The sequence below is a fragment of the Nautilia profundicola AmH genome, assembly GCF_000021725.1.
Taxonomy (GTDB): domain Bacteria; phylum Campylobacterota; class Campylobacteria; order Campylobacterales; family Nautiliaceae; genus Nautilia; species Nautilia profundicola.
The window spans coordinates 52,173-74,337 of sequence record NC_012115.1; the positions used below are offsets into that span (position 1 = coordinate 52,173).

General features: G+C 33.4%; 24 protein-coding genes and 5 tRNA genes. 9 read left to right on the plus strand and 20 right to left on the minus strand.

Annotated features, from left to right (window positions below; translation table 11 throughout):
• Window positions 1-8: 8 nt before the first annotated feature.
• Genes NAMH_RS00320 through secG form a run of 8 tightly spaced genes read right to left on the minus strand, consistent with a single transcriptional unit; the run spans window position 9 to window position 5,446 of the window.
• Window positions 9-593 (minus strand): ribonuclease HII, encoded by a 585-nt coding sequence (locus NAMH_RS00320; protein WP_041361697.1) that lies wholly within the window; start codon window positions 591-593, stop codon window positions 9-11.
• Window positions 575-1,540, minus strand: coding sequence for an AAA family ATPase (locus NAMH_RS00325; RefSeq protein ID WP_012663700.1), 966 nt, complete (start codon window positions 1,538-1,540; stop codon window positions 575-577). Before NAMH_RS00325 ends, NAMH_RS00320 begins: the two co-directional genes overlap by 19 nt.
• A gap of 28 nt (window positions 1,541-1,568) precedes the next feature.
• On the minus strand, window positions 1,569-2,615 hold the full coding sequence (locus tag NAMH_RS00330) for an MFS transporter (RefSeq protein WP_012663451.1): 1,047 nt from the start codon (window positions 2,613-2,615) through the stop codon (window positions 1,569-1,571).
• A complete protein-coding gene (locus tag NAMH_RS00335; RefSeq protein WP_015902096.1) occupies window positions 2,605-3,009 on the minus strand; it encodes an HIT family protein in 405 nt (134 codons plus the stop codon). Before NAMH_RS00335 ends, NAMH_RS00330 begins: the two co-directional genes overlap by 11 nt.
• Window positions 3,009-3,620: an orotate phosphoribosyltransferase gene (gene pyrE / locus NAMH_RS00340; protein WP_012663614.1), complete on the minus strand. Its 612-nt coding sequence runs from the start codon at window positions 3,618-3,620 to the stop codon at window positions 3,009-3,011. The genes NAMH_RS00335 and pyrE overlap by 1 nt, the downstream gene beginning before the upstream one ends.
• 25 nt (window positions 3,621-3,645) lie before the next feature.
• Window positions 3,646-4,200 (minus strand): ribosome recycling factor, encoded by a 555-nt coding sequence (gene frr, locus NAMH_RS00345; RefSeq protein ID WP_015902801.1) that lies wholly within the window; start codon window positions 4,198-4,200, stop codon window positions 3,646-3,648.
• The gene (locus tag NAMH_RS00350) at window positions 4,200-5,123 is read right to left on the minus strand and encodes a polysaccharide deacetylase family protein (protein WP_015902746.1); all 924 of its coding nucleotides are present in this window, start codon (window positions 5,121-5,123) and stop codon (window positions 4,200-4,202) included. The genes frr and NAMH_RS00350 overlap by 1 nt, the downstream gene beginning before the upstream one ends.
• Window positions 5,123-5,446 (minus strand): preprotein translocase subunit SecG, encoded by a 324-nt coding sequence (secG, locus tag NAMH_RS00355; RefSeq protein ID WP_012663910.1) that lies wholly within the window; start codon window positions 5,444-5,446, stop codon window positions 5,123-5,125. Before secG ends, NAMH_RS00350 begins: the two co-directional genes overlap by 1 nt.
• 53 nt (window positions 5,447-5,499) lie before the next feature.
• On the opposite strand from secG, the gene NAMH_RS00360 reads away from it, so the two are divergent.
• Both NAMH_RS00360 and NAMH_RS08895 read left to right on the plus strand, forming a co-directional pair.
• The gene (locus tag NAMH_RS00360) at window positions 5,500-6,156 is read left to right on the plus strand and encodes a methyltransferase domain-containing protein (RefSeq protein WP_012663993.1); all 657 of its coding nucleotides are present in this window, start codon (window positions 5,500-5,502) and stop codon (window positions 6,154-6,156) included.
• 32 nt (window positions 6,157-6,188) lie between these two features.
• Window positions 6,189-6,788: a Tll0287-like domain-containing protein gene (locus NAMH_RS08895; RefSeq protein ID WP_015902248.1), complete on the plus strand. Its 600-nt coding sequence runs from the start codon at window positions 6,189-6,191 to the stop codon at window positions 6,786-6,788.
• Here the strand turns inward: NAMH_RS08895 and NAMH_RS00370 are convergent.
• From NAMH_RS00370 to serS, 5 genes are all read right to left on the minus strand, one after another.
• Window positions 6,789-6,864 (minus strand) — tRNA-Ala (locus NAMH_RS00370).
• Window positions 6,855-7,253: a thiamine-phosphate pyrophosphorylase gene (locus NAMH_RS09070; RefSeq protein WP_015901961.1), complete on the minus strand. Its 399-nt coding sequence runs from the start codon at window positions 7,251-7,253 to the stop codon at window positions 6,855-6,857. The genes NAMH_RS00370 and NAMH_RS09070 overlap by 10 nt, the downstream gene beginning before the upstream one ends.
• Entirely contained in the window at window positions 7,243-7,986 is a 744-nt protein-coding gene (locus NAMH_RS00375) for a Bax inhibitor-1/YccA family protein (RefSeq protein ID WP_015902459.1), read from the minus strand. The genes NAMH_RS09070 and NAMH_RS00375 overlap by 11 nt, the downstream gene beginning before the upstream one ends.
• 94 nt (window positions 7,987-8,080) lie before the next feature.
• On the minus strand, window positions 8,081-10,294 hold the full coding sequence (locus tag NAMH_RS00380) for a tetratricopeptide repeat protein (RefSeq protein WP_012663925.1): 2,214 nt from the start codon (window positions 10,292-10,294) through the stop codon (window positions 8,081-8,083).
• An 8-nt stretch (window positions 10,295-10,302) separates the two neighbouring features.
• Window positions 10,303-11,553 (minus strand): serine--tRNA ligase, encoded by a 1,251-nt coding sequence (gene serS / locus NAMH_RS00385; RefSeq protein WP_015902774.1) that lies wholly within the window; start codon window positions 11,551-11,553, stop codon window positions 10,303-10,305.
• Window positions 11,554-11,625: 72 nt separating this feature from the next.
• On the opposite strand from serS, the gene NAMH_RS00390 reads away from it, so the two are divergent.
• The 7 genes from NAMH_RS00390 to NAMH_RS00420 all read left to right on the plus strand — a co-directional run bounded on the left by NAMH_RS00390 (window position 11,626) and on the right by NAMH_RS00420 (window position 18,585).
• Window positions 11,626-12,765: an ABC transporter substrate-binding protein gene (locus NAMH_RS00390; RefSeq protein ID WP_015901829.1), complete on the plus strand. Its 1,140-nt coding sequence runs from the start codon at window positions 11,626-11,628 to the stop codon at window positions 12,763-12,765.
• 82 nt (window positions 12,766-12,847) lie between these two features.
• Complete coding sequence (locus NAMH_RS00395; RefSeq protein WP_012663544.1) at window positions 12,848-14,524, plus strand: oxygen-binding di-iron domain-containing protein; 1,677 nt, start codon at window positions 12,848-12,850, stop codon at window positions 14,522-14,524.
• The gene (locus NAMH_RS00400; protein ID WP_015902385.1) at window positions 14,514-14,930 is read left to right on the plus strand and encodes a PAS domain-containing protein; all 417 of its coding nucleotides are present in this window, start codon (window positions 14,514-14,516) and stop codon (window positions 14,928-14,930) included. Before NAMH_RS00395 ends, NAMH_RS00400 begins: the two co-directional genes overlap by 11 nt.
• A 1-nt stretch (window position 14,931) precedes the next feature.
• The gene (locus NAMH_RS00405) at window positions 14,932-15,846 is read left to right on the plus strand and encodes a branched-chain amino acid ABC transporter permease (protein ID WP_012663529.1); all 915 of its coding nucleotides are present in this window, start codon (window positions 14,932-14,934) and stop codon (window positions 15,844-15,846) included.
• A gap of 2 nt (window positions 15,847-15,848) precedes the next feature.
• Window positions 15,849-16,901: a branched-chain amino acid ABC transporter permease gene (locus NAMH_RS00410; protein ID WP_015902266.1), complete on the plus strand. Its 1,053-nt coding sequence runs from the start codon at window positions 15,849-15,851 to the stop codon at window positions 16,899-16,901.
• A 16-nt stretch (window positions 16,902-16,917) separates the two neighbouring features.
• Window positions 16,918-17,697 carry a thiazole synthase gene (locus NAMH_RS00415; RefSeq protein WP_012663827.1) on the plus strand — a complete coding sequence of 260 codons (780 nt, stop codon included), beginning with the start codon at window positions 16,918-16,920 and terminating at the stop codon, window positions 17,695-17,697.
• Between the two features lie 123 nt (window positions 17,698-17,820).
• Entirely contained in the window at window positions 17,821-18,585 is a 765-nt protein-coding gene (locus NAMH_RS00420; RefSeq protein ID WP_015902171.1) for an alpha/beta hydrolase, read from the plus strand.
• Here NAMH_RS00420 and NAMH_RS08900 read toward each other — a convergent pair.
• The 7 genes from NAMH_RS08900 to NAMH_RS00455 all read right to left on the minus strand — a co-directional run bounded on the left by NAMH_RS08900 (window position 18,579) and on the right by NAMH_RS00455 (window position 22,162).
• A complete protein-coding gene (locus NAMH_RS08900; protein ID WP_049751148.1) occupies window positions 18,579-19,565 on the minus strand; it encodes a GGDEF domain-containing protein in 987 nt (328 codons plus the stop codon). The two genes, NAMH_RS00420 and NAMH_RS08900, sit on opposite strands and share 7 nt — an antisense overlap.
• A 120-nt stretch (window positions 19,566-19,685) precedes the next feature.
• Window positions 19,686-19,775: transfer RNA gene (locus tag NAMH_RS00430), tRNA-Ser, on the minus strand.
• Between the two features lie 34 nt (window positions 19,776-19,809).
• Window positions 19,810-19,896 (minus strand) — tRNA-Leu (locus NAMH_RS00435).
• Between the two features lie 46 nt (window positions 19,897-19,942).
• Window positions 19,943-20,017 (minus strand) — tRNA-Cys (locus NAMH_RS00440).
• 26 nt (window positions 20,018-20,043) lie between these two features.
• Window positions 20,044-20,120 (minus strand) — tRNA-Gly (locus NAMH_RS00445).
• A gap of 123 nt (window positions 20,121-20,243) precedes the next feature.
• Complete coding sequence (gene pckA, locus NAMH_RS00450) at window positions 20,244-21,821, minus strand: phosphoenolpyruvate carboxykinase (ATP) (RefSeq protein WP_015902154.1); 1,578 nt, start codon at window positions 21,819-21,821, stop codon at window positions 20,244-20,246.
• 128 nt (window positions 21,822-21,949) lie between these two features.
• Window positions 21,950-22,162 (minus strand): hypothetical protein, encoded by a 213-nt coding sequence (locus NAMH_RS00455; RefSeq protein WP_012663527.1) that lies wholly within the window; start codon window positions 22,160-22,162, stop codon window positions 21,950-21,952.
• Between the last annotated feature and the right edge of the window lie 3 nt (window positions 22,163-22,165).

The following is a 22,165-nucleotide window of genomic DNA, read 5'->3' on the forward strand; positions in this document are numbered from 1 at the left end:
CATTCTCCTTAAAATAGTGTAGGCTCAAGTGCTTTTAATCTGTAACTTTTTCTGTGAATATCGCTAAAACCGTTTTTTTTGATTTCTTCAATATGTTCTTTTGTAATATACCCTTTGTGTTTTTTAAAATTGTACATAGGATATTTATCGGCAATTTCAAGCATATATTTATCACGGCTGACTTTAGCGAGTATACTTGCCGCACTTATCTGTTTAATTTTACCATCACCCTTAATTAGTGTTTCAATTCCTTTTACACCGAAGTTTGAATTTCCGTCAAAAAGGTACTTGTTTGCTTTTAAAGTCTTTTTGATTTCATTCAGGGCGTAATTAATTGCGAATGAGAGCCCTTTTTCATCAATTGTTTTATTATCCACAAACACTATATGGTATTCACATGTTTCTTGGATGATTTCAAACAGCTCTTCCCTTTTTTTGGCGTTAAGTTTTTTTGAATCGTTAAGTTTTTGTAAGAAATTTTCCCACTTTTCACTTTTCACTTTTAACTTTTCATTTTTAAATATGCATCCCGCCACTACGAGAGGCCCTGCAATAGGTCCTCTTCCGGCCTCATCTATTCCGCAAATCTCCATTGCCAAAACGGTGTTACCTCCACTTCAAAATTTTTATGTTCAAAATCAAATTCATTTGAAACTGTAATGACCTGAACTTTTTTCACATCTTTCACTTTTTTTAGTTTTTCTTCCAGTATCTCTTCGTTTGCAAACGGCATAACCATTATACCGAGCTCTTTATTTGGAATATAAAAGCTGAGAGTATCTTTGTAATATATTTCATCTTCGTTAAGCTCTAAAAAAATAATATTTTCAAAAGTAAATAAAATATTTTTTCTATTTGTTAGAATATTTTTAAAAGCGAAATTATATGAATAAAATTTTTTGGGAGACTTTGGTGAATTGAACTTGTTTACTTCATATATCACTTTTTTTTCTATAAGTTCGTTGGTGGTTTTATAAAAACTGTCTTTGCTTATTTTAATTCTTTTTTTTAAGATTTGATAAATTTGATACAGGGTAAACTTTTCTCCGATATGAGCAAAATAAAACTTTAGTATTTCTTTATTGTATGGCAATAATTCAAAAGTTTCTCTTAAATATTCTTCTTTAAAATAATCTTCTAAGAAAAGACTTCTTGGTAGGTTTCCGGTTTTTAAAAATTTATCGAAACTATGTGTAATGCTTTGTGAGTTGTCAAAAGAAAAAAACTCTTCAAAATCCAAAGCTTTTAATTCAATGTTTTTAAATCCATCCAATTTTACAGCTTGGTCGGTAATAATAAATGTAGTTACGGGAGGTAAATCTATAGAAAAGTCAAAATTATCAAGTATTACAAGTTCAGTATCTGAAAAGTCAAAATTTTTTTCCCTGTAATCAGCAAAATCGATATATTTATATTTTCCTTTAAAATTTTCTAAAAAATTAAACACTAAAAAAGTTTTCCCAACCCCTTTAGGACCTGATATTATAGTGTTTTCATAGGTTAGTTTTAATTTTCTATCATTTATCTTTTTTGGTAGCAAAATGCTCCTTTAATTTTGTCTTCATGTATTATAGCATAATCAAAAATCCCAAAAACGCAAATAAACTTTCATATAAAAACAGATTCTCTCCATATAATATTCCGGATAATAAACTTCCTAAAAATGCCGCCATTCCGTATGCTATTCCGGCGTAGAACTGTTGGGCGAGGGTTTTATTGGCGTAGTGTTTGGAAATATAAAGCAATGCCGAAGTGTGGAAAATCGCAAATGAAAACGCATGTATAAGCTGTGAAAACGCAACCATTATAAGATTTCCCGGGAATAGATAGAGCATAAACCATCTGATTGCCGTAAGAAGAATGGAAATTTTGAGTAAAAACACAGGCTTAAAGCGACTGATAAAACGGTGCTGGAAAATGAATATAAAAATTTCCGCAATCACGCCTATAGCCCACAGCCAGCCTATGTATTCTTTCGGTATGCCGTGGTTTAGGTTGTAAATGGTAAAGAAATTGTAAAACCCTCCGAAACTTATCTGTAAAAACACTACGGCCAGCCAGAATTTCCATTCTTTTGCGAGGTTTATGGAAGCTGATGACTTTGTAATTGTTTTATCTTCAAGAAAATAGAGCGCCGTAATGTTCGTAAGTATCATTAAAATAATAAAAAGCCACACAAGATCTCCGTTTATGTAAGAAAACACGATTCCAAAAAGCATAAACCCGATACTTCCGTACACCCTTGTTTTGCCGTATTTTTCTTTCAGCTGTTCAATCGCAATAGCTTCTATATACGGAAAAACGATACTGAAACTCACACCTATTAGAAAAAACGCAATTAAAATAAGATAAAAGTTGTGACTCAGCAGTAAAAACGATGAGAGTGTTGATATTATAAGCGCTAAGATGTAATCGAGTCTGGTCAGGGGCTTTTTTAGATAAATAAAAGGGGTTACGAATCTCGCAATAGGAAGCATTGAAAAAATAATCCCGATCTCTTTTGCGTCAAATCCTATCTGTTTAAAGAATTTGGGCATAAAAATAACATAATCGCCTATAAGCGTAAAAAAAAGAAAATAAAAAAGGCTTAAAATAAAAAAGGTTTTATTTGCCATTTAGCTCTTTTATTGAGGTAATCAGGTTGTTTAGATCTTTTTGTGTTACGGGATAGTCAAACTCCCTTTGTTTTTCACAAAACGTCGCGCCCGGCCACCACGGATCGTTTTTAAATCTCGGAATGATGTGAATATGAAGATGGGGCACCATGTTTCCGAGCATTGCGATATTTACTTTATCGGGGTTTAGTGTGTTTATGATGGCTTTTTCGATTTGTTTTGTAAGAAGTGTGATTTTAACGGCCTCTTCGTAGCTTAAATCGCTGAATTCTTTAATGTGTTTTTGAGTGATAACTCTTATGTATCCCGGTATTTCGTCTACAAGTATGACTCTTATAAAATCGTTTTGGAAAATTACGTTTTCGTTTTGGGGATTGCAAAGAGGGCAGGACATCAGTTCCCTCTACTGCCCGGTTTAATCGGAGTGCTTCCGGCTTTGCACATAGGGCAATTTTCCGGATCGTAAACTTCAAAATCAAAATCGTCAAGCGCAAAAAACGGTTTGTCCGCAGGCAGTTTGCACTCAGGCTTTCTTTCGCTCTTACCGTTTACCTTTTGGCATACGCCTCTGTTTGCAATAGCGGCAAACGCCACAACTTCAGCGCCTCTTGCTTCAACTTCCCTTGCAGCTTCCATTGCGCTTCCGCCTGTTGTGATAATGTCTTCGCAGATTAGGATTTTTTCGTTCTTTTTAACTTCAAATCCGCGTCTTAAAGTCATTTCACCTTTAACTCTTTCCGTAAAAATAAATCTCACACCAAGAGCGCGTGCAAGCTCATACCCTGCAAGAAGTCCGCCGATTGCAGGTGAGCATACCGTATCTACTTCAATTCCCGCTTCTTTGATCTGTTTAGCGAGTTCACGCGCTAATTTCTCAGCAACATCTGGGTGTTCCAAAACCCTTGCGCTTTGAAGATAATATTCGCTGTGTTTTCCGCTGCTTAAAAGAAAATGCCCCTTTAAAAGGGCGCCGTATTTTTCGTATATTTCTCTTACATTTTCCATTTTACATTTTCCATTGTTTAAATTTTTAAACTTTCATAACGTCGTCGATTTTTTTATTTACTATTTCATCAACCTTAGCAACATATGCGTCTGTAATTTCCTGAACTTTCTCAAGTCCTCTTTTTTGATCGTCTTCAGTGATTTCTTTGTCTTTGAACATTTTTTTAATATCGTCGTTTGCGTCACGTCTGATGTTTCTGATTGCGATTTTCGCTTTTTCAGCAAATTCTTTCGCTTTTTTAGCCTGTTTTTTTCTCTCTTCTTCCGTCATAGGAGGGAAATACAGCTTAATAACATCACCGTCGTTGTTAGGGTTTGCACCTACGTTTGCTTCCTGGATTGCTCTTTCTATATCGTTGATAATAGATTTATCCCATGGGCTTACCACGATAGTAGTCGCATCTACTGCATTTACGTTGGCTACCTGGTTAAGAGGAGTCGGCGCTCCGTAATATTCAACTTTTACACCGTCAAGTACGTGGATTGAAACTTTCCCCGTTCTTAATGTGTTTAGATCTTTTTTAAGTACCTCGATACTCTTTTCCATATGCTCTTTGGCAAACTCAAATACTTCTTCCATTAGTCCTCCTTTAAAATTAGTCTTGAAATCATTTCATAATTATATCTTATGATAACCCTGTTTCGGTATTTTTTCAGCTCGAAACCCGGTTTATATTCAAAATATCCGTTTTTAACCTTTACGCCTTTCCATCCGAGTTTTGTGATGTAGACGTTTACGTAAGGCTTATTAGTGTATCCGCTGATTTTAATGATTTTGTTTCTCTCTCTTACGATTTGCAGGTTTTTTATATTTAAAACTTTGATTTTAAGTTTTTTGGAAATATCGACCGTACCTGTTAAGGCGAACCTGTCTATATCGTCCGCAGGTGAGGTCAGGGCGTATGCACCCGGGTTTTGGTTTGCGATAATCGGGAAGAATGATTTGATTATTTTTTTAACCCTCTCATCATATTCCCCGTAAGGGTATGCGTACATATTAGGAACGTAACCCGTATATTTTTTAAATGCGTCAATCGCTTTTTTTGTGTCTTTTATAATCGCTTCATTGCTTATTTTCGCGAGATGCGGGTGCGCCCAGCTGTGTACGCCGAGCTCCCCGTATTTGGCACACTCTTTTACCTGCTCCCAGCTCATAAAATCCCCCCATTTCTGGGTAGTGGCTTTTGTGTATACGAAAAGCGTAAAAGGAATGTTGTATTTTTTAAAAATAGGAAGTCCGTTTTTGTAAAAACTTTTATAACTGTCGTCAATTGTAAACACGACAATTTTATCAATATTTTTACCCTCTTTTTGCATTTTGATAAGTGTGGAGAGCTTTACGGCTTTGTAACCGTGTGATTTTATGTATTCGAAATATTTAACTAACTCTTTTGAAGAGGTGTTTGTGTAAGGGTGCCTGTTGTCGTCGATTCTGTGCAGTACGAAAAGATGGGCTTCGGCAAAAAGCCAAAGCGGAAGTATAAATAAAAACAGATATCTCATTATTTAGTAGGAGCCTGAGGAACGCTTGGAACGGCAGGTGTCTTAGGTGTCGGTGTTGTTTTTTGTACTTTTACTTCATCAAGAGCCGATGTGTTTGCTTGTTTGTTGTAAAGATATACAAGTGTAAGTGTATTTAAAACAAATAAAAGTCCTAAAATCATTGTTGCTTTTGTTAAAAAGTTCATAGGGCCTTTTGCACCGAAAACAGTGTCGTTTGAACTTGAATAAGCGCCAAGCCCCATTGATTGCGATTTTTGTAGTAAAACTAAAATAACTATTGCTACTACTAAAACAATTTGAACAGTAAATAAAATCCCGGTCATTTTTTACCTTTTTTGGGTAGAATTATATCACAATTTATGAGGGAAGATGGAAAATGGAAAATGTAAAATTAAGAAGCTTTGACAGGTTTGCCCATACGTACGGTCAGTACAATGTGATTCAGAAAAAAATAATTAAAAAATATCTTCCTTTTTTAAAAAACAGGGTAGTTGACTTAGGTTGCGGCAGTGAAGGGCTTTGCAAATACAAAGAGTTTGAATTTTATCTCGGAATTGACACAAGTGAAGAGATGTTAAAAAGAAACCCTTGCAACACCTTAAAAGCCGACTTTAACGATAAGAAGTGTTTTGAGCAGATAAAAAAATACTATTTTGATCAGATCGTTTCGTTTTCGGCATTGCAATGGGCGGATGATTTGGAGTTTGTATTTGGTGAGATTAAAAAGTTGAAAAAAGAGTATCTGCTTGCTATTTTTACTTCAAAAACATTTAAATCCTTACATAAAGTACTCGGGATAAAATCTCCTATTTATTCAGAAGAGAAAATATTAAAAGCCAGTACAATCTTAAAACCTAAAAGTATTGAAAAACTATATTATGAAATGAGTTTTGAAACACCAAAAGAACTTCTTGAATATATTAAATTTTCAGGAGTAAGTGGTAATACAAAAGCTGATGTGTGTAAATTAAAAAATTTCATTAAAAATTTTCCTGTAAAATATTTAGAATTTGAGGTTCTTGTGATAAAATAAATAATATATATCGGGGGAAAAAGGGGGGATAAATGAGAAAAGCTTTTCTTATTTTTACAGCATGTGGTCTGTTGTTTGCTCAAATGAACGAAAAAGAACAAAATATAATAAGAGAAATAGCATTGCAGTCACATAAAGAATATGCACATGTATTAAGAAATGCCTTAAAAACAAAACTTCAAAAAGAGGGTGAAGCTAAAGCAATAGAATACTGCTACAATAATGCAAATGCTCTTACTATGGATACAAGTGCAAAATTAAGCAGAAAATTAAAAGTTAGAATAAAACTTAAAAGGGTTTCTTTTAAAAACAGAAACCCGTACAATTATCCAAATTTGAATGAATATAAAATTTTAAAAAGAATGGAAAAAGAAAAAACGGACGAAAATTATTTAATAATGGCTGAATATCCAAGAAAAATTCAAACGTTTCAAGCTTTATATGTAAAAAAAGTATGTTTGAAATGTCACGGAAGCAATTTAAAAGACACTGTAAGAAAAACACTAAAAAAATATTATAGCCATGATAAGGCGATTAATTACAAAGAAGGCGATTTTAGAGGTGCAATTGTTGTAACAATAGATAAAAAAAGTTTGAAAAAACATTTGAATAAATTGTCACAAAATCAGTAATGGTGGAGACAAGGGGACTCGAACCCCTGACCACCACGCTGCCAGCGTGGTGCTCTACCAGCTGAGCTATGTCCCCAGAAGCTTTAATATCTCTTTTTCAAGATTATAAAGAGAATATCTTGCAGATTTAAATTTTTCAGAAGTTATTATATCAAAAAGTTTAAAACTTTCTTCCAAAACTCTTGCACTTTCTTGAGCTCTTTTAAGATTTGAGATAATTACATCTTTTAAAGAGTCTCTATGTTGTTCTGATTGGATGGATGGTTTTAATATGTCGTTGATAGAATCTCTGAACTTTACATAATTTTCGTATTCCGGAATTTTTATATGTCTTAAATTTTTCAGATCTTTTGCCAAAGGAGAATTGAATTCGTATCTTAAAATATCTTCAACAACTCTGATACCTTCCTTGAATCGGTTTATATTGGCATCAATAGTACGGAAAAGAGGAGGGTTAGTCTTCACTGTTTAAAAACCCTAAAATTTGAAGAAGTGAAATAAATAAGTTTAGAAAATCAAGATATAAAGCAACAGCTGCTTCTATTTCACTTGATACGTTTCCTCTTATTATGTTTTGAGTGTCATACAAAATAAAGAAACTGAATAAAACTGCCCCTACACTTGCGATCGCAAGTTGAAGCATAGGAAGATGTAAAAATATATTAGCAATACTTGCCACAATCATAATAATAAGGGTAATAAATAAAATTTTACCCATTGTTGTAAAATTTCTTTTTGTGTTCATAGCAAAAATTGTAAGAGCTGCAAAAGCAACGGCGGTTAAACCGAATGCTTCTCCAATCACATAACCCATATTCGCTGCAATAAACATAGCCAAGGTAGGTGCTAACGTAAATCCAGTCATAAAAGTAAATGCGAATAACAATACTAAATTTAGAGGAGTTTTATTTTTAGCCGCATATACACCGAACAATAGAATAAATTCCAAGATAACCGCTCCCCAATATGTAAATGTGAGTGAACCTGTCGCATAGTTGATCATATTACCTACAAAGCCCATTCCTACATAAGCACCTACGGCTCCTGCAATTAACGAACCTGCAAGTAATTGGTATGTTCTTTTTACGAAAGCATTGATATCTGAAATTTCATGAGTTTCAGTATAGTTGGTTGTCTGATGCGGATTTATATCAATATTTTTTGGATTCCCTCCAAAATCGTTTGAGCTGAATTTCATAAAGCCTCCTCTTTTTTTGGGAATTATACAACAAAAAGGATTAAATTAGTATTAAAAAGTTTCATTTGCAACTAAGCAAAATGTATTGTAAGGTTTATTTTTGGAGGATGTTAAAATCAAAATATTTACTCGTAAATCCATCCGGTATTTTTGCATATTGTATCGAAGCAGCCCTTAAATTGTTTGCTTCTTGCCACAATAAACCTAAACCGTATCTGGCTTCATAGAAAATAGGATTTTTAAGTTTTGCAAGTTCCATTAATGCTACGGCATTAGCGTGATGATTTGCTCCTATTGCGGCAACTGCGGCATGATATAAAGTATGAGGGTCGGTAATGTTTTTATTATTTATTAAATCATTGTATATGACATATGCTTGTTCGAAATGTTTGGTGTACAGGTTTGCAAATGCCACCCTTTGCAATATAGGAATTAAATCGAAGCTTTCTTTTTTGGCTTTATTTATTAAATTGAGTCTTACTTTGTTTAAAAGACCGGAAATTTTTGCAAATGTAAAATACCAGTCTCTGACTATTTTAGCTCCGTAATAAAAATCATTCATGTTTAATTTTTGTGAAAAAAACATTGACTGATAGTTTAATGCCAATTTATAAACAGGTAAATTTTTATTATTTGCATAAAAGTAAAGTAAATTTGCAATTATTTCACGAGGATACATGCTTTTTAATTTAAGGGCTTCATATGTATAATCCCTGTCCAATAAAGCTTTTGATGTGAGTCTTGCAATTATCCACGTAGGAGTGTTTTTTTCGTCTTTTTCGAGAAATGCAGCCATTTTTACTGTATTGTTTTGCGTAATTGCAAGCAGAGCTTCTTCTAATGTGGTGTTTTCATTTAAATCCTCTTTTATTGATGTTACAAGATAATCATTGGTTTTTTTCATTTTATTAAGTGACATAAGAGCATAAATACCGCTTTTTAAGTCATTGGGATTAAGGTGGTAAGCTCTTAAAAAGTGTATATATGCATTGTTGTAGTCACCAAGTTGAGCATACGTTAATGCCAAATCATAATGTAAAATGTATGAAGTATCTCTGTGTTTGATAAGTTTTTTAAATTTTTCATTCGCTAAGTAGATATGTCCGTTTAAGGCTAATTTCAAAGCATTGGAAATTTTTAAATTTAGTGCGGAATAAGTTGCACTTTTACTAAGGTAGGACTGAGACTCTTCTATTGATCCGATAGGAATACCGGCGATACCCTTTTTCAGGTATGAAATGGTTTGGTTCATATTAAAAACTTTATAAGGGGCATAATAAAAGAAAAGATCGTAAAAATCTTCTTTATGTTTCAAGAAGTTTTCTTTAAAATACTTTTGAGCCGTTTTGGTTTCAAATAGGGAAGGTTTTAAATAAACTGTTATAGGATAAATATTGTTGTCTTGAAATTTTTTAAGCAGTTTTGCCGCTTCTGTAAAATTCGAAAGTTTTAAGTCAACCAGTGAAAGAGCAAATTTCGATTCGTTTTTATCAGAAATAGAAAGGTATGTTTTGGCAAGTCCGTATTCACCTATTCGTGCAAGCGCAAGGCCTTTATAAAAAGGATTTTCTTCAATTGTTTGGGCTTTTGTAAAATCACCGTAATATTGATAAATTGCACTTAGTAACCTGTTGGATTCTTCTTTATAAGGATTTTTTGTTTTAAGTGCTGGAATAGATTCGAACTCATATCCCATATAGTACATTACTACGGCATAATAATAAGGATAACTTTTAAGTTTTGCAATTTCCGGTAAAAACGTATATGCCAAGCGTCTATAATAATTAAATAATTTTTTATCTTTCAACATTAAAGATGCGTATGTTGCATTAATTGCACTCAGTGCCCTGTTGTCTTTATTTTTTATGGCTTTTTGAAAATATTCCAAGGCTTTTTTATAATTTTTTTCTTCTAATTTTATTACTCCGAGATTATAGTATGAAAGTGCTTCTGAATAACTTGAGAGTTTATTTAGTATTTGAAGGGCTTTTTCTTTTTCACCTTTATTGTATAAAATAGTTGCTCTTTTGATTAATTGTTTTATTTCGTCTTTTTGAATAATATGTTTTTTTTCAAGTTTTTTTGTAATTTCGGTAATTTCAGGAGAGATATTGGCGGAAGATTTCTTTTTTTTAGTTATTACTACAGCGGCTAAAACCAAAAGAAGAATAATTGCTGTTAAAAGAAGAATGATTATTATAAGAATAAATTTATTTTTTTTCTTCTCTTGTTCGTTATCGTTCTCTTCTATTACAATAACATTTTCTTCTTGATTTTCGTTTTCTTTGTTTTTGTTTTCTTCCGCCACAATTTACCTTATAGATATTTTTTTAACGCTTCAGGTATTTGTATATTTCCGTCTTTTGTCTGATAATTTTCCATAATGGCCACTAATGTTCTTCCAACTGCTAAACTGCTTCCGTTTAACGTATGAACGAGTTTGTTTTTTTTGCCGTCTTTATATCGGATTTTTGCACGTCTTGCTTGAAAATCTCTCGTGTTTGATACCGAGCTTATTTCTCTGTATTTGTTTTGAGAAGGTATCCACACTTCAAGGTCTATTGTTTTCGCGGCACTGAAGCCTAAATCTCCCGTACATAGCATAAGCTGTCTGTAAGGGAGCCCCAATTTTTCAAGTGCGTTTGATGCACAAGCAACCATTTCGTCAAACATTTTGTCACTGTCTTCAGGTTTGGTAATTGCTACAAGCTCCACTTTGTCGAATTGGTGTTGTCTGATTATACCTTTGGTGTCTTTTCCGTAACTCCCCGCTTCTTTTCTGAAACAAGGAGTATAAGCCGTTAATTTAATAGGCTCATCAAGGTTTGTGATAATTTCATCTCTGAAAAGGTTTGTCAACGGTACTTCTGCCGTAGGAATCAGATACAGTTCTTCGTTTTCAATTTTAAATAAATCTTCTTCAAATTTAGGAAGCTGACCGGTACCTGTCATTGTTTCCCTGTTTACCATAAACGGAACATAAACTTCTTCAAATCCCCATTCCCTGTTGTGGTCTAAAAAGAAGTTAATAAGAGCTCTTTCAAGTCTTGCGGCGTCTTTTTTCATTACAGTAAAACGGCTTTTTGCCAGTTTTACACCTCTTGTGAAATCGAGCCAGTCAAGTTTTTCTCCAAGTTCGTCGTGAGGTTTGGGTTCGAAATCGAAGGTAGGTATTTCACCAACTCTTTTAATTTCAACGTTTTCATCCTCATCTTTTCCTATAGGGACGTCTTCATCCGGAATGTTTGGAATTACCAAAGCTTTTTGCAGTAAAGAATCTTCTATTGTCTTTAATTTTTCTTCAAGAACAGAAATTTCTTCTTTTAAACTGTTTACTTCTTTTTTTATTTCTTCAGCTTTATCTTTTTCACCGTTTTTCATAAAATTTCCGATTTGTTTTGATAGAATATTTCGTTGTTCTAATAATTTATCAAGTGTTGTTTTTATCTCTTTTTTTTCTTTGAATAGTTTTTTGATTTCTTCCAGGTTATTTTCATCTACACCTTTTAATTTAAGGCGTTTTGAAACGTTTTCAAAATCTTTTTCCAGCAGCTTTAAATCTATCATTAAATCCCTTTATTTATAGTAATTTCATTTTTGGTATAATACTTGGGTAATTTTAACATAAAAGGAGCGTGAATGAAAAAGAAATTGTTAGCACTTGGGCTTAGCGCACTTGTTGCAAGTACATTAGCGGCAAAAGAAATTAAAGTAGGTGTTTTACAACCTTTAACAGGGCCTATTGCATCATTTGGACAAAAAACACTTGATGGTATCAAGCTTGTTCATGAAAAATATAATACTTTACCAAACGGTGATAAAATTGTATTAGTTGTAGTTGACGGTCAATTTGACAAAGTTCAAACTGTTAATGGTTATAAAAGATTAGTAAGTGGTGAAAAAGTTGTAGCAGTTGAAGGACCTCTTGCAAGTTCAATGAGTTTGTCAATTAAAAGATTTGCTGGAGCAACAAAAACTCCTACAGTTACTCAAATTGCTACAAATCCAAGAGTTACAAAAGGAAGCAAATATATCACAAGAGCATGTTTCACAGATGATTTCCAAGGGACAGTAGCAGCAAAATATGCATTAAAACACAATCTTAAAACTGCTGTAATCGTTTTCGATATGAAACAGGATTATTCAGTTGGTCTTGCAAAAGCTTTTGAAAAAGCTTATAAAAAAGACGGAGGAAAAGTTCTTAAAAAATTATTTATTAACAGTGGTGATAAAGATTTTAACGCGCAAGTTGCACAAATTAAAAAACTTAACCCTGATTTTATCTATACACCAATTTATGCGCCTGAAGAAGGTCTACTTGTAAGACAACTTAGAGCAGCTGGCGTAAATTCTCCTGTAATGGGTGGTGACGGAATTGCAGACCCTGCACTTCTTAAAAAACTTGCTGGAAAAGCAGCTAACGGTGTAATGTATACTGATCACTTCGACCCTGCAAAAGCACCAACTCCGCTTTCTAAAGAATTTATTAAAGACTTTAAAGCTAAATACGGAAGATCTCCAAGTGCATTCGCAGCAACTGGTGCTGACGGATATTTATTAATTTACAACGCAATTAAACAATGCGATACTAAAGCTAATAAAACTAATCTTCAGTTCAAACAATGTATCAACGATGCACTTAGACATACTAAAAACCTTGAAGCGGTTACAGGTTATTTAACAATCGATCCTAAAACTGGAAACCCAATTAACAAACCTGCAGTTGTTGAGGAAATCGTAGACGGAAAAGTTGTATTTAAAGAACTTATCAAGCCTTAATTTTTTCTCCCTTTCGGGAGTAAAAACATTAAACGGCATTATGGTGCTTTTTAATGTTTTTATTATTTAATAAAGAGGAAAAATGGATTATAGTAAACCGATTGAAATTGCACCTAATGTATATTGGGTAGGATATGTAATACCCGATGACCCATTCCAGTGTCATGTGTATTTGATTAAAAACGGAAGCGAATCTATTTTAATCGATCCCGGGAGTATGATTACGTTTCCGGTTGTTTTGGAAAAATTGAATTCTTTGATTAATTTGAAAGACATTAAGTATATTATTATGCATCATCAGGATCCTGATATAGTCGGATGTTATTCTACGTTTGAGAAAATTATGCCAAAAAATGAAAGGTATATTGTTACCCATTGGCGAACCGAAATGCTTTTAAAACATTATATGTGGGACACTCCTTTTTATCTTATAGACCAGCACAACTGGAAATTAAAAGCCGGAAAGAGAGAACTTGAGTTTGTATTTACCCCATATGCTCATTTTCCTGGAGCATTTTGTACTTATGATAAAAAAACCGGTATTTTATTTTCAAGTGATTTATTCGGTGGGTTAACGGATGAATTTTCACTTTTTGCAAAAGATGTCGACGATTACTTTGAAGCGGCCAAACCGTTCCATAAGCATTATATGCCGAGTAGAGAAGTATTACACCATGCGCTGAAACAGGTTCAGAAAAAACATCCTTTAATGATTGCACCTCAACACGGTTCAATAATCAAAAAAGATATGATCGATCCGCTTATAGATAAGCTTAAAGAATTAGAATGCGGGCTTTATTTGTTGGATGATTATGAAAGTGACTTATATATTTTAAACAAAACCGATGAGGTTTTAAAACAGTTTTTTAAAGACACGGTATCGCTCAGTTCATTTAATTTAGTGCTTAGAAATCTTTTTGATAATATTAAGAAAGTTATTCCTTCTATTCAAAAGATTGAAATTTGTGGTATTTCTCCTTTATCAGAAGTAGAACATTGTTTTTCTTTCGGAGAAGACCACAAAATAGTTGAAATTGATCATATGGATGAAAATTATTCATTTAAAAAAGAGCTCAAACAAAACGATAAAAAAATAGGTGACATTTATATAATTATTAATAAAAACATGAATAAAAAAGAAAAAACGCTCCTTGAAATGTTGTTGAATAAAATATCCGTACCTGTTGCGATTTCTTTAGAAAAAGAACTCATATTAAGAGAACTTGAAGATAGTAACAAAATGCTTTATGAAAAATCAATTTCAGATCCTTTAACAAAACTTTACAACAGAGAATATATGAAAGAATTTTTATCTCAAAAAGTACAAGAGGCTAAAAGATACAAGTTTCCGTTAAGCGTAGCAATGATAGATATAGATTTTTTTAAAAAAATTAATGATACATACGGACATTTAATAGGTGACTGTGTTTTAAAAGAATTGGCTGAACTGCTCAAGGATAATTTCAGAGGATCCGATATCGTTTCAAGATACGGCGGTGAAGAAATATTTATAATAATGCCTTTTACAGATGGAATTAATGCTTGTAAAAAGTTGGAAAATTTTAGAAAGTTTGTTGAAGAACATGATTTTTGCGAAAAAAAGAGAATCAAAATTACAATTAGTGCAGGAGTGAGTGAATTTGATTTTGGTGAGGATATTGAAGATTTAATATTAAAAGCTGACAGAAAAGTGTATTTTGCTAAAAAACAAGGAAGAAATAAAGTTGTGTGTGATAAAGGGGAAGGAAGTGATACTTAATGAAGAAGTAAGGTTTGAAGATATAAATAAAGACAATAGGCCTGTTGTTTCGAAAACAGATATAACAGGGAAAATCACTTATACGAACTCGGTTTTTAGGGCACTATCTGGATATGAAAAAGGTGAAATGGTAGGTAGACCGCACAGTATTGTAAGACATCCTGATATGCCTAAAAAAGTATTTAGAGAAATGTGGAATACCATTTTGCAAGGCAAAGAATGGAATGGAATTGTAAAAAATTTAAGAAAAGATGGAAAATATTACTGGGTAGATGCTACAATTACGCCTATAAAAGATGAAAATAATGATATAATCGGTTTTATTTCTGCAAGAAGAAAAGTTAGCGATGATGTTAAAAAAGAATATGAAAAAATCTATAAAGAAATGAGAGAAAAGGAAAAGTAAGATGGACATCGGTTTTGTGTTGCAACAGATTGTAAACGGGTTTTCGCTTGGAAGTATGTACGCATTAATTGCAATCGGGTATACATTGGTTTATGGTGTGTTAAGACTTATTAACTTTGCACACGGTGATATTATGATGGTGGGTGCTTTTATGGCATTTATTTTTTTCAAAATAATCGGACTTAATTTTTATGTTTCGGTATTGTTTGCGATCATTTTTACAGCCGGGGTCGGTATTTTGACATATGCAAGCGCATATAAACCTTTATTGGATAAAGATGCGCCTAAAATTTCACTTTTGATTACAGCAATTGGTATTTCATTTTTCTTGGAATCTTTATTTAACGTTATTGCCAATCAATATTTGGGAGGAACATATCAGGCTTTCTATTTTCCTAAATGGTTTTCTCATATTTTACATGTAGGTTCACTTACAGTTCCGGTATTGACAGTTCTTGTTCCGATTTTAACATTGGCGTTATTAGGTATTGTGTTATTTATATTATATAGAACGAAAATAGGTATAGCAATTAGGGCATTGGCATTTGATATCCAAACAGTAAAATTAATGGGTGCAGATTCAAATAAAATCATTGCTTTTGTATTTGCATTAGGTAGTGCGCTTGCAGCAATAGGAGGAATTGCTTATGCTATGGCTTACCCGAGCATTGACCCTTATATGGGTATGCTTGTAGGTCTTAAAGCGTTTGCTGCCGCTGTTGTTGGTGGAATCGGAAGTGTTACAGGTGCGGTAATAGGTGGGTTTATTTTAGGATTTGCAGAAGTTGCAATTCCTGGGTTCTTCCCAGAACTCGGAGGATGGAAAGATGCGTTTGCATTTATTTTCCTGATTTTCGTACTACTGTTTAAACCTACAGGAATTATGGGTATAGATTTTGAAAGACAAAGGTTTTAATGATGGAAAAGGTAAAATTAAATTTAAAAGATATGAGTGCCGCAAAATATTTTGGAATAATTGCTGCGGTAACAGCTGTATTTTTAGGATTTTTATATATTTCACCAAACTTGTTTAATGATTATACGATTACGGTATTGGGGAATGTGTATATTTTTATTATCCTTGCTGTCAGTTATAATTTAATCAATGGTGTTACAGGGCAGTTTTCACTTGAACCTAATGGATTTGTAGCTATAGGTGCGTACGTTACGGCACTTTTAATGCTAAGTCCGGAAGTAAAAGCTGATATGTATATGATTGCAGACCCTTATCCGTTTATTAAAGACATATTTTTACCTAATCCGTTTTTTACATTAATTATCAGCGGAATCGTTTCAGCTTTAGTAGCACTGACACTTGCTTTTCCTGTATTTAGGGTAAGAGGTGATTATCTTGCTATCGTTACTTTAGGATTCGGATTTATTATCAGAATTTTCTTAATCAATAATCCGGAAATTTCAAACGGTTCTATGGGGCTTGACTCAATTCCCGGGTTTGCAAGTTATTTCTGGATAGGGTTTACCGCTCTTGTAACTATCGTACTTGTTTATAATATTGTATATTCTAAATACGGACGTGCGATGAAAGCGGTAAGAGATGATGAAGATGCGGCTCTTGCGATGGGTGTTAATACATTTAAAACAAAAACATTGGCTTTTATGACAAGTGCATTTTTTGAAGGTGTGGGAGGAGGACTTTTAGCAAGTTCTATCGGTTCAATTTCTCCTGATCAGTTTACGTTTATGCTAACATTCCAATTATTAATTATTATCGTTCTTGGCGGTCTTGGAAGTATGAGTGGTGCTATTATAGGAACGCTTCTGTTTATCGGCGGTATGGAAGTGTTGAGACCTCTTGACGACGCAACGTGGTCAATTGGTCCTGTGCATGGAATTCCGGGCCTTAGAATGGTTGTGTTTAGTTTAATTCTTTTAGGCATAATGTTATTTGCGAGAAAAGGGCTTTTCGGTGACAAAGAAATTTGGGATTATGTTAAATTTAAAAAGAAATAGTTTTTAAGGAGATTTAATGAGCGATATTTTAAAAATAGGAAAATATGAATTTACAAGCAGACTGATAGTAGGAAGCGGTAAATATCCAGATTTTCAAACTACAAGAGACGCAACACTTGCAAGTGGTGCGGAAATGATTACTGTTGCGGTAAGACGTGTAAATATAATGGATCCTAATGAAGAAAACTTAATGGATTATTTCAAAGATACGGATGTTAAGATTTTGCCAAACTCTGCTGGTTGTACTACGGCAGAAGAAGCGATCACACTTTTCAGACTTGTGAGAGAAGCTACAGGAATTGATATTATTAAACTTGAAGTTATCGGTGACACGGCTAAAACTCTTTATCCAGATGTAATGGAGACGCTAAAGGCGTGTGAAGTATTAGCCAAAGAAGATTTCACAATTATGGCTTATACGAACGATGATCCTATTATGGCAAAAAGATTGGAAAATGCCGGAGCTCATGCGGTTATGCCTCTTGCCGCGCCTATCGGAAGCGGACTTGGCGTTCAAAACAGATACAATGTTGTATTTGTAAAAGACGCTGTAAACGTACCTGTAATTGTTGATGCGGGTATAGGAACTGCAAGCGACGCTGCAGTAGCGATGGAACTTGGAGCTGACGGAGTGCTTACAAATACGGCAATCGCACAAGCCAAAAACCCTATAGCGATGGCGGAAGCTATGAAACATGCAGTTATTGCAGGTAGAATGGCTTACAAAGCCGGAAGAATACCTAAAAAGCCTTATGCAACAGCCTCATCTCCTCTTGAAGGTCTAATAGAGTTTTAATTATAAGCGGGGATTCCCGCTTTTATTTTTGATTTTATAAGTGACAGACACTTAATATATTTATATATTTTAAATTAAGATACAATTTTAATATGTGTTTAAAAAGGTTTAAAAAGGTATATTATGAAAACATTTGTATTTATTTTATTAGTAGGAATAGTTATTTATTTTGGAGCGGTTATTTATTTGTATGTTACGCAAGAAAGTAAAATATTTAATCGAAAATGGGCTAAAGAGTATGTGCCTAAGGTTGCTAAAAAGATATCGTTTAAAACAAGTGATGGAATTATTTTGGAAGGTGCGGTTACAAAAAACAATGAAAACTCACCTTTGGTTTTGTATTTTAGCGGTAATGCTAATAATGTTATTGAGTTTTTAGATAATATTGCCCCTAAAATCAGAGGATTTAATTTTATAGGTTTTAATTATCCGGGATATGCAGGAAGTGAAGGCAAACCTTGTGAGAAATGTATATTAAAATATTCTCTTGAGATATTTGACAAATACAAACCAGATATCATTATCGGAAGAAGTTTGGGAAGCGCAGTGGCAGCGTATGTAGCATCTAAAAGAGGCATCAAAAAACTTGTTTTAATAACACCTTTTGACTCAATTGTTAATGTAGCAAAAAGTAAATATCCTTTTTTACCTGTTGATAAATTAGTAAAATATAAATTTACTGAGATTGAATGGATAAAAAAAGTTAAAGCACCCGTTAATGTTTTATTGGTTGAAAATGATGATATCATTCCGCAAAGAAATATTGATAATCTATTAAAAAACATACCAAACTTAAATAAGAAAATTATAATTAATGGTGTTAAACATGGATATATATATGAATATAAAAATATTGAAAAGGTAATAGAGGATTTATTGCTTCAATAATAAACAGCTTTATTTCTTCCGGTTTTTTTCGCTACATAAAGTGCTTTATCAGCGTTAATTAAAGCTTGTTGAATATTGTCTTCATTGTAAGACTGAATAATATATATACCTAAACTCACCGTTATTTGTATCATTGTATTTTCGTTAATTGAAATATGCATGTTTCTTATGGCGTTTAAAATTTTATCAACAATAGCATCTACGTCTTTTTCCGAAGTATCATACAAAAGAAGTACAAATTCTTCGCCTCCAATTCTTGCAAACAAATCATTTTGTCTAATAATTTTTTGAATTTCTGAAACAAAACTTTTTAACACGATATCTCCGGCTTTGTGTCCATATGTATCGTTTATTTTTTTAAAATGATCGATATCCATCATGATAAGAGTTAGTGTTTTTTCTTCTCTTTTTGCTTGCATTAAGAGTTTTTGGGCAATTTTAAAAAAAGCCCTCCTGTTAAAAATTTGAGTTAGCTCATCTATTAAAGCAAGTTTTTCTAATTTTTTACTTTGCTCAAGTGTTTCTTTTGCGTATTTGTCTAATTGTAGGGAAATTAAAAAACCTAATATTGAAAATGCTACGAGACTCATTATAAGGGTCATGAAGGAAAATGCATCGATATTATATAGATTGAACAGTTTTATAAAAAAAAGAGCAAATAAACTATAAACTGAGATGATTATGGCTATTTTTTTATTTGTTGTAATATATGCTGTTAAAATGGTAAAATCAACCCATACAGGTAGAAAAACATTATATTTTGCAATAACAGTTTGAAGTGTTATAAAAGTAATAATTACAAAATATGTTACTAACTGTATTGTATAAAGTTTATTTTTGCATTTTAATAAGCAAACATACATTGCTATTAAAAAGAAAAGCAGACTTGTTGTGTTTAATGTTGCCAATGACGGTCTTGGTATTATGTCTAACAGTCTTAAAACAAAAAATACAAATGTAATAATTATTGCAAGAAACAAACTTATTCTTGTAACATTATATTTAAAACTATCTAATCCTAATATATTTTTATCCATAAATATATTATATCAAAAAAGGAGTAATTTATTAGTGACAGACACCTTGTGTAGAGTTAAAAATGGCGGAGAGGGCGGGATTCGAACCCGCGGAGGCCTTGCGACCTCAACGGCTTTCAAGGCCGCCGGTTTCAACCACTCACCCACCTCTCCATTTATTGTTTATAAACAATAATTTATCTGGGAATGGTGCCCGGGGCCGGACTCGAACCGGCACGGGATTGCTCCCGAGGGATTTTAAGTCCCTTGCGTCTACCAATTCCGCCACCCGGGCTTTGTGAAGTGAAAGTTTATCAAAAAACTCTTAAAGTTCCCTTAAATGGAGGCGCCACCCGGATTCGAACCGGGGATCAGGGCTTTGCAGGCCCCTGCCTTAGCCACTTGGCTATGGCGCCGTGTAAACTTAAAGCTTTAAGTTTAATGGAGCGGGCTACGGGATTCGAACCCGCGACCTCCACCTTGGCAAGGTGGCGCTCTAGCCAGCTGAGCTAAGCCCGCATTTAAGGACTAAAATTATATAAAAAAACTTAATAAAATGCAATAGCACTGAAGTGTTAAAATGATAAAAATATTAAAAAGATAAGGAAAAAAAGAGGGAATATAAAAGTTTATGTTTCTAAATTATACTTTTGGCCCCGCTTTTTCGTACTCTACGCCCTCAGGTACGTCTTCGTATCTTTTGAAGTTTTCAACAAACATACTTGCAAGTTTTTTTAGTTGCTCATCGTATGCGTTTTTGTCTTCCCAAGTGTTTCTTGGATTTAATACCTCAGTATTTACTCCAGGAAGCTCTTTTGGTATTTGAAGTTCAAATACAGGAAGAGTTTCAAATTCAGCATTATTGATACTTCCGTCAAGAATAGCGTTAATACATGCTCTTGTATCTTTAATACTCATTCTGTGACCTACACCGTAAGGACCACCTGTCCATCCTGTATTTACAAGATAAACGTTTACTTCGTGTTTATCGATTTTTTCACCAAGGAGTTTTGCGTATGCAGTAGGATGTAATGGTAAGAAAGGTTCACCGAAACATGCACTAAATGTTGCAACTGGTTCTGTGATTCCTCTTTCAGTCCCAGCAACTTTAGCAGTATAACCGCTTAAGAAATAATACATTGCCTGCTCTTTAGTTAGTTTAGAAACAGGAGGTAGAACACCAAACGCATCAGCACTTAAGAATATAATATTTTTAGGGTGTCCTCCCTGAAGTGTGCATTCATGGTTTTCAATATGTTCAATAGGATATGAAACTCTTGTGTTCTCAGTTTTGCTTCCGTCAGTATAATCAACTTCACCGTTTTCTTTAAGTACTACATTTTCAAGAAGTGCTCCTCTTTTGATTGCTCCGTAAATTTCTGGCTCACTCTCTTTATCAAGATTGATAACTTTTGCGTAACATCCACCTTCGAAGTTAAATACACCGTTATCATCCCATCCATGTTCGTCATCACCTATAAGTTTTCTTTTTGGATCAGTAGATAGAGTTGTTTTACCAGTTCCAGAAAGACCGAAAAATAAAGCAACATCTCCTTCTTCACCAACATTTGCCGAACAATGCATAGAAAGTTTACCCTCAAGCGGCAACCAGTAATTCATCATGGTAAATATACCTTTTTTCATTTCGCCGCCGTACATTGTTCCGCTCATGACAGCAAGGTTTTCTTCTATGTTAAATGCTACGAAAATATCACTATTTAATCCTTCTTCTTTCCACTCAGGATATCTGGCTTTTCCGGCAACCAAAAAAGTAAAATCAGGTTTGAAGTTTGCTTTTTCTTCTTCTGTTGGCAATATAAACATATTCATTACAAAATGTGCTTGCCATGCGATAGGAGTTACGAATCTTATACCTCTTCTACTTTCTTTACTTGCACCTACAAAAACATCAACAACATATAATTCGTCTTTTTTTGAAAGTTCTTCTTTTGTGAAAGCTTCTAATTTTTTAAAAGTTTCAAGTGAGATCGGTTGATTTATATCACCCCATGCAATATATTGATCACTCGGAGATTGTTTTACAAAATATTTATCTTTTGGGCTTCTACCCGTAAACTCACCGGTATCAACAGCAGTTGCGCCACTTGCGGTTAACTCAACTTCACCTTTTTTTAGTGTGTCTTCAATAATTTTATCATAACTTGGATTGTGTATTATTTTGTTCGCTTTAATACCAATCTTGTCTAATTCTTTTATCATAAAGTTCTCCTAATAAATGTGGTTGTATGGAGTAAAATTATAGCAAAAAAATAGCAACTCAAATAGTTGAAAATGAAATTTAATTTTTGAAGAATTAGTAAGAGAATATAATAAAAGAAGGGGAGAGATTAAAGATCTTCTTCAACCCCGCTTTTTTTAAGAGTAAATTCTACGAATTTGTAAGCCACAATAATTAAAATAGGCCACATAAAGAATAAAATTAGTCCCCATGTTGAATTGATATGTTGAGCCTCAGGTGTAATTCCGTTTGGCAATAATTTCTCAGAAGCGAAAAGGAAGCTTCCAAGAAATAGTGTGATTAATGCTAAAAACTTTCTCATTTT

Excerpts from the sequence above, each read along its gene's own strand:
- NAMH_RS00330 (WP_012663451.1), bottom strand. The coding sequence starts at position 2,615 with ATGGCAAATAAAACCTTTTTTATTTTAAGCCTTTTTTATTTTCTTTTT.
- frr (WP_015902801.1), bottom strand. The coding sequence starts at position 4,200 with ATGGAAGAAGTATTTGAGTTTGCCAAAGAGCATATGGAAAAGAGTATC.
- NAMH_RS00390 (WP_015901829.1), top strand. The coding sequence starts at position 11,626 with ATGAAAAAGAAATTGTTAGCACTTGGGCTTAGCGCACTTGTTGCAAGT.
- NAMH_RS00405 (WP_012663529.1), top strand. The coding sequence starts at position 14,932 with ATGGACATCGGTTTTGTGTTGCAACAGATTGTAAACGGGTTTTCGCTT.
- NAMH_RS00335 (WP_015902096.1), bottom strand. The coding sequence starts at position 3,009 with ATGTCCTGCCCTCTTTGCAATCCCCAAAACGAAAACGTAATTTTCCAA.
- NAMH_RS00360 (WP_012663993.1), top strand. The coding sequence starts at position 5,500 with ATGGAAAATGTAAAATTAAGAAGCTTTGACAGGTTTGCCCATACGTAC.
- serS (WP_015902774.1), bottom strand. The coding sequence starts at position 11,553 with ATGATAGATTTAAAGCTGCTGGAAAAAGATTTTGAAAACGTTTCAAAA.
- NAMH_RS00350 (WP_015902746.1), bottom strand. The coding sequence starts at position 5,123 with ATGAGATATCTGTTTTTATTTATACTTCCGCTTTGGCTTTTTGCCGAA.
- pyrE (WP_012663614.1), bottom strand. The coding sequence starts at position 3,620 with ATGGAAAATGTAAGAGAAATATACGAAAAATACGGCGCCCTTTTAAAG.
- secG (WP_012663910.1), bottom strand. The coding sequence starts at position 5,446 with ATGACCGGGATTTTATTTACTGTTCAAATTGTTTTAGTAGTAGCAATA.
- NAMH_RS08895 (WP_015902248.1), top strand. The coding sequence starts at position 6,189 with ATGAGAAAAGCTTTTCTTATTTTTACAGCATGTGGTCTGTTGTTTGCT.
- NAMH_RS00395 (WP_012663544.1), top strand. The coding sequence starts at position 12,848 with ATGGATTATAGTAAACCGATTGAAATTGCACCTAATGTATATTGGGTA.
- NAMH_RS00320 (WP_041361697.1), bottom strand. The coding sequence starts at position 593 with ATGGAGATTTGCGGAATAGATGAGGCCGGAAGAGGACCTATTGCAGGG.
- NAMH_RS00375 (WP_015902459.1), bottom strand. The coding sequence starts at position 7,986 with ATGAAATTCAGCTCAAACGATTTTGGAGGGAATCCAAAAAATATTGAT.
- NAMH_RS00415 (WP_012663827.1), top strand. The coding sequence starts at position 16,918 with ATGAGCGATATTTTAAAAATAGGAAAATATGAATTTACAAGCAGACTG.
- NAMH_RS00455 (WP_012663527.1), bottom strand. The coding sequence starts at position 22,162 with ATGAGAAAGTTTTTAGCATTAATCACACTATTTCTTGGAAGCTTCCTT.
- NAMH_RS00410 (WP_015902266.1), top strand. The coding sequence starts at position 15,849 with ATGGAAAAGGTAAAATTAAATTTAAAAGATATGAGTGCCGCAAAATAT.
- pckA (WP_015902154.1), bottom strand. The coding sequence starts at position 21,821 with ATGATAAAAGAATTAGACAAGATTGGTATTAAAGCGAACAAAATAATA.
- NAMH_RS00420 (WP_015902171.1), top strand. The coding sequence starts at position 17,821 with ATGAAAACATTTGTATTTATTTTATTAGTAGGAATAGTTATTTATTTT.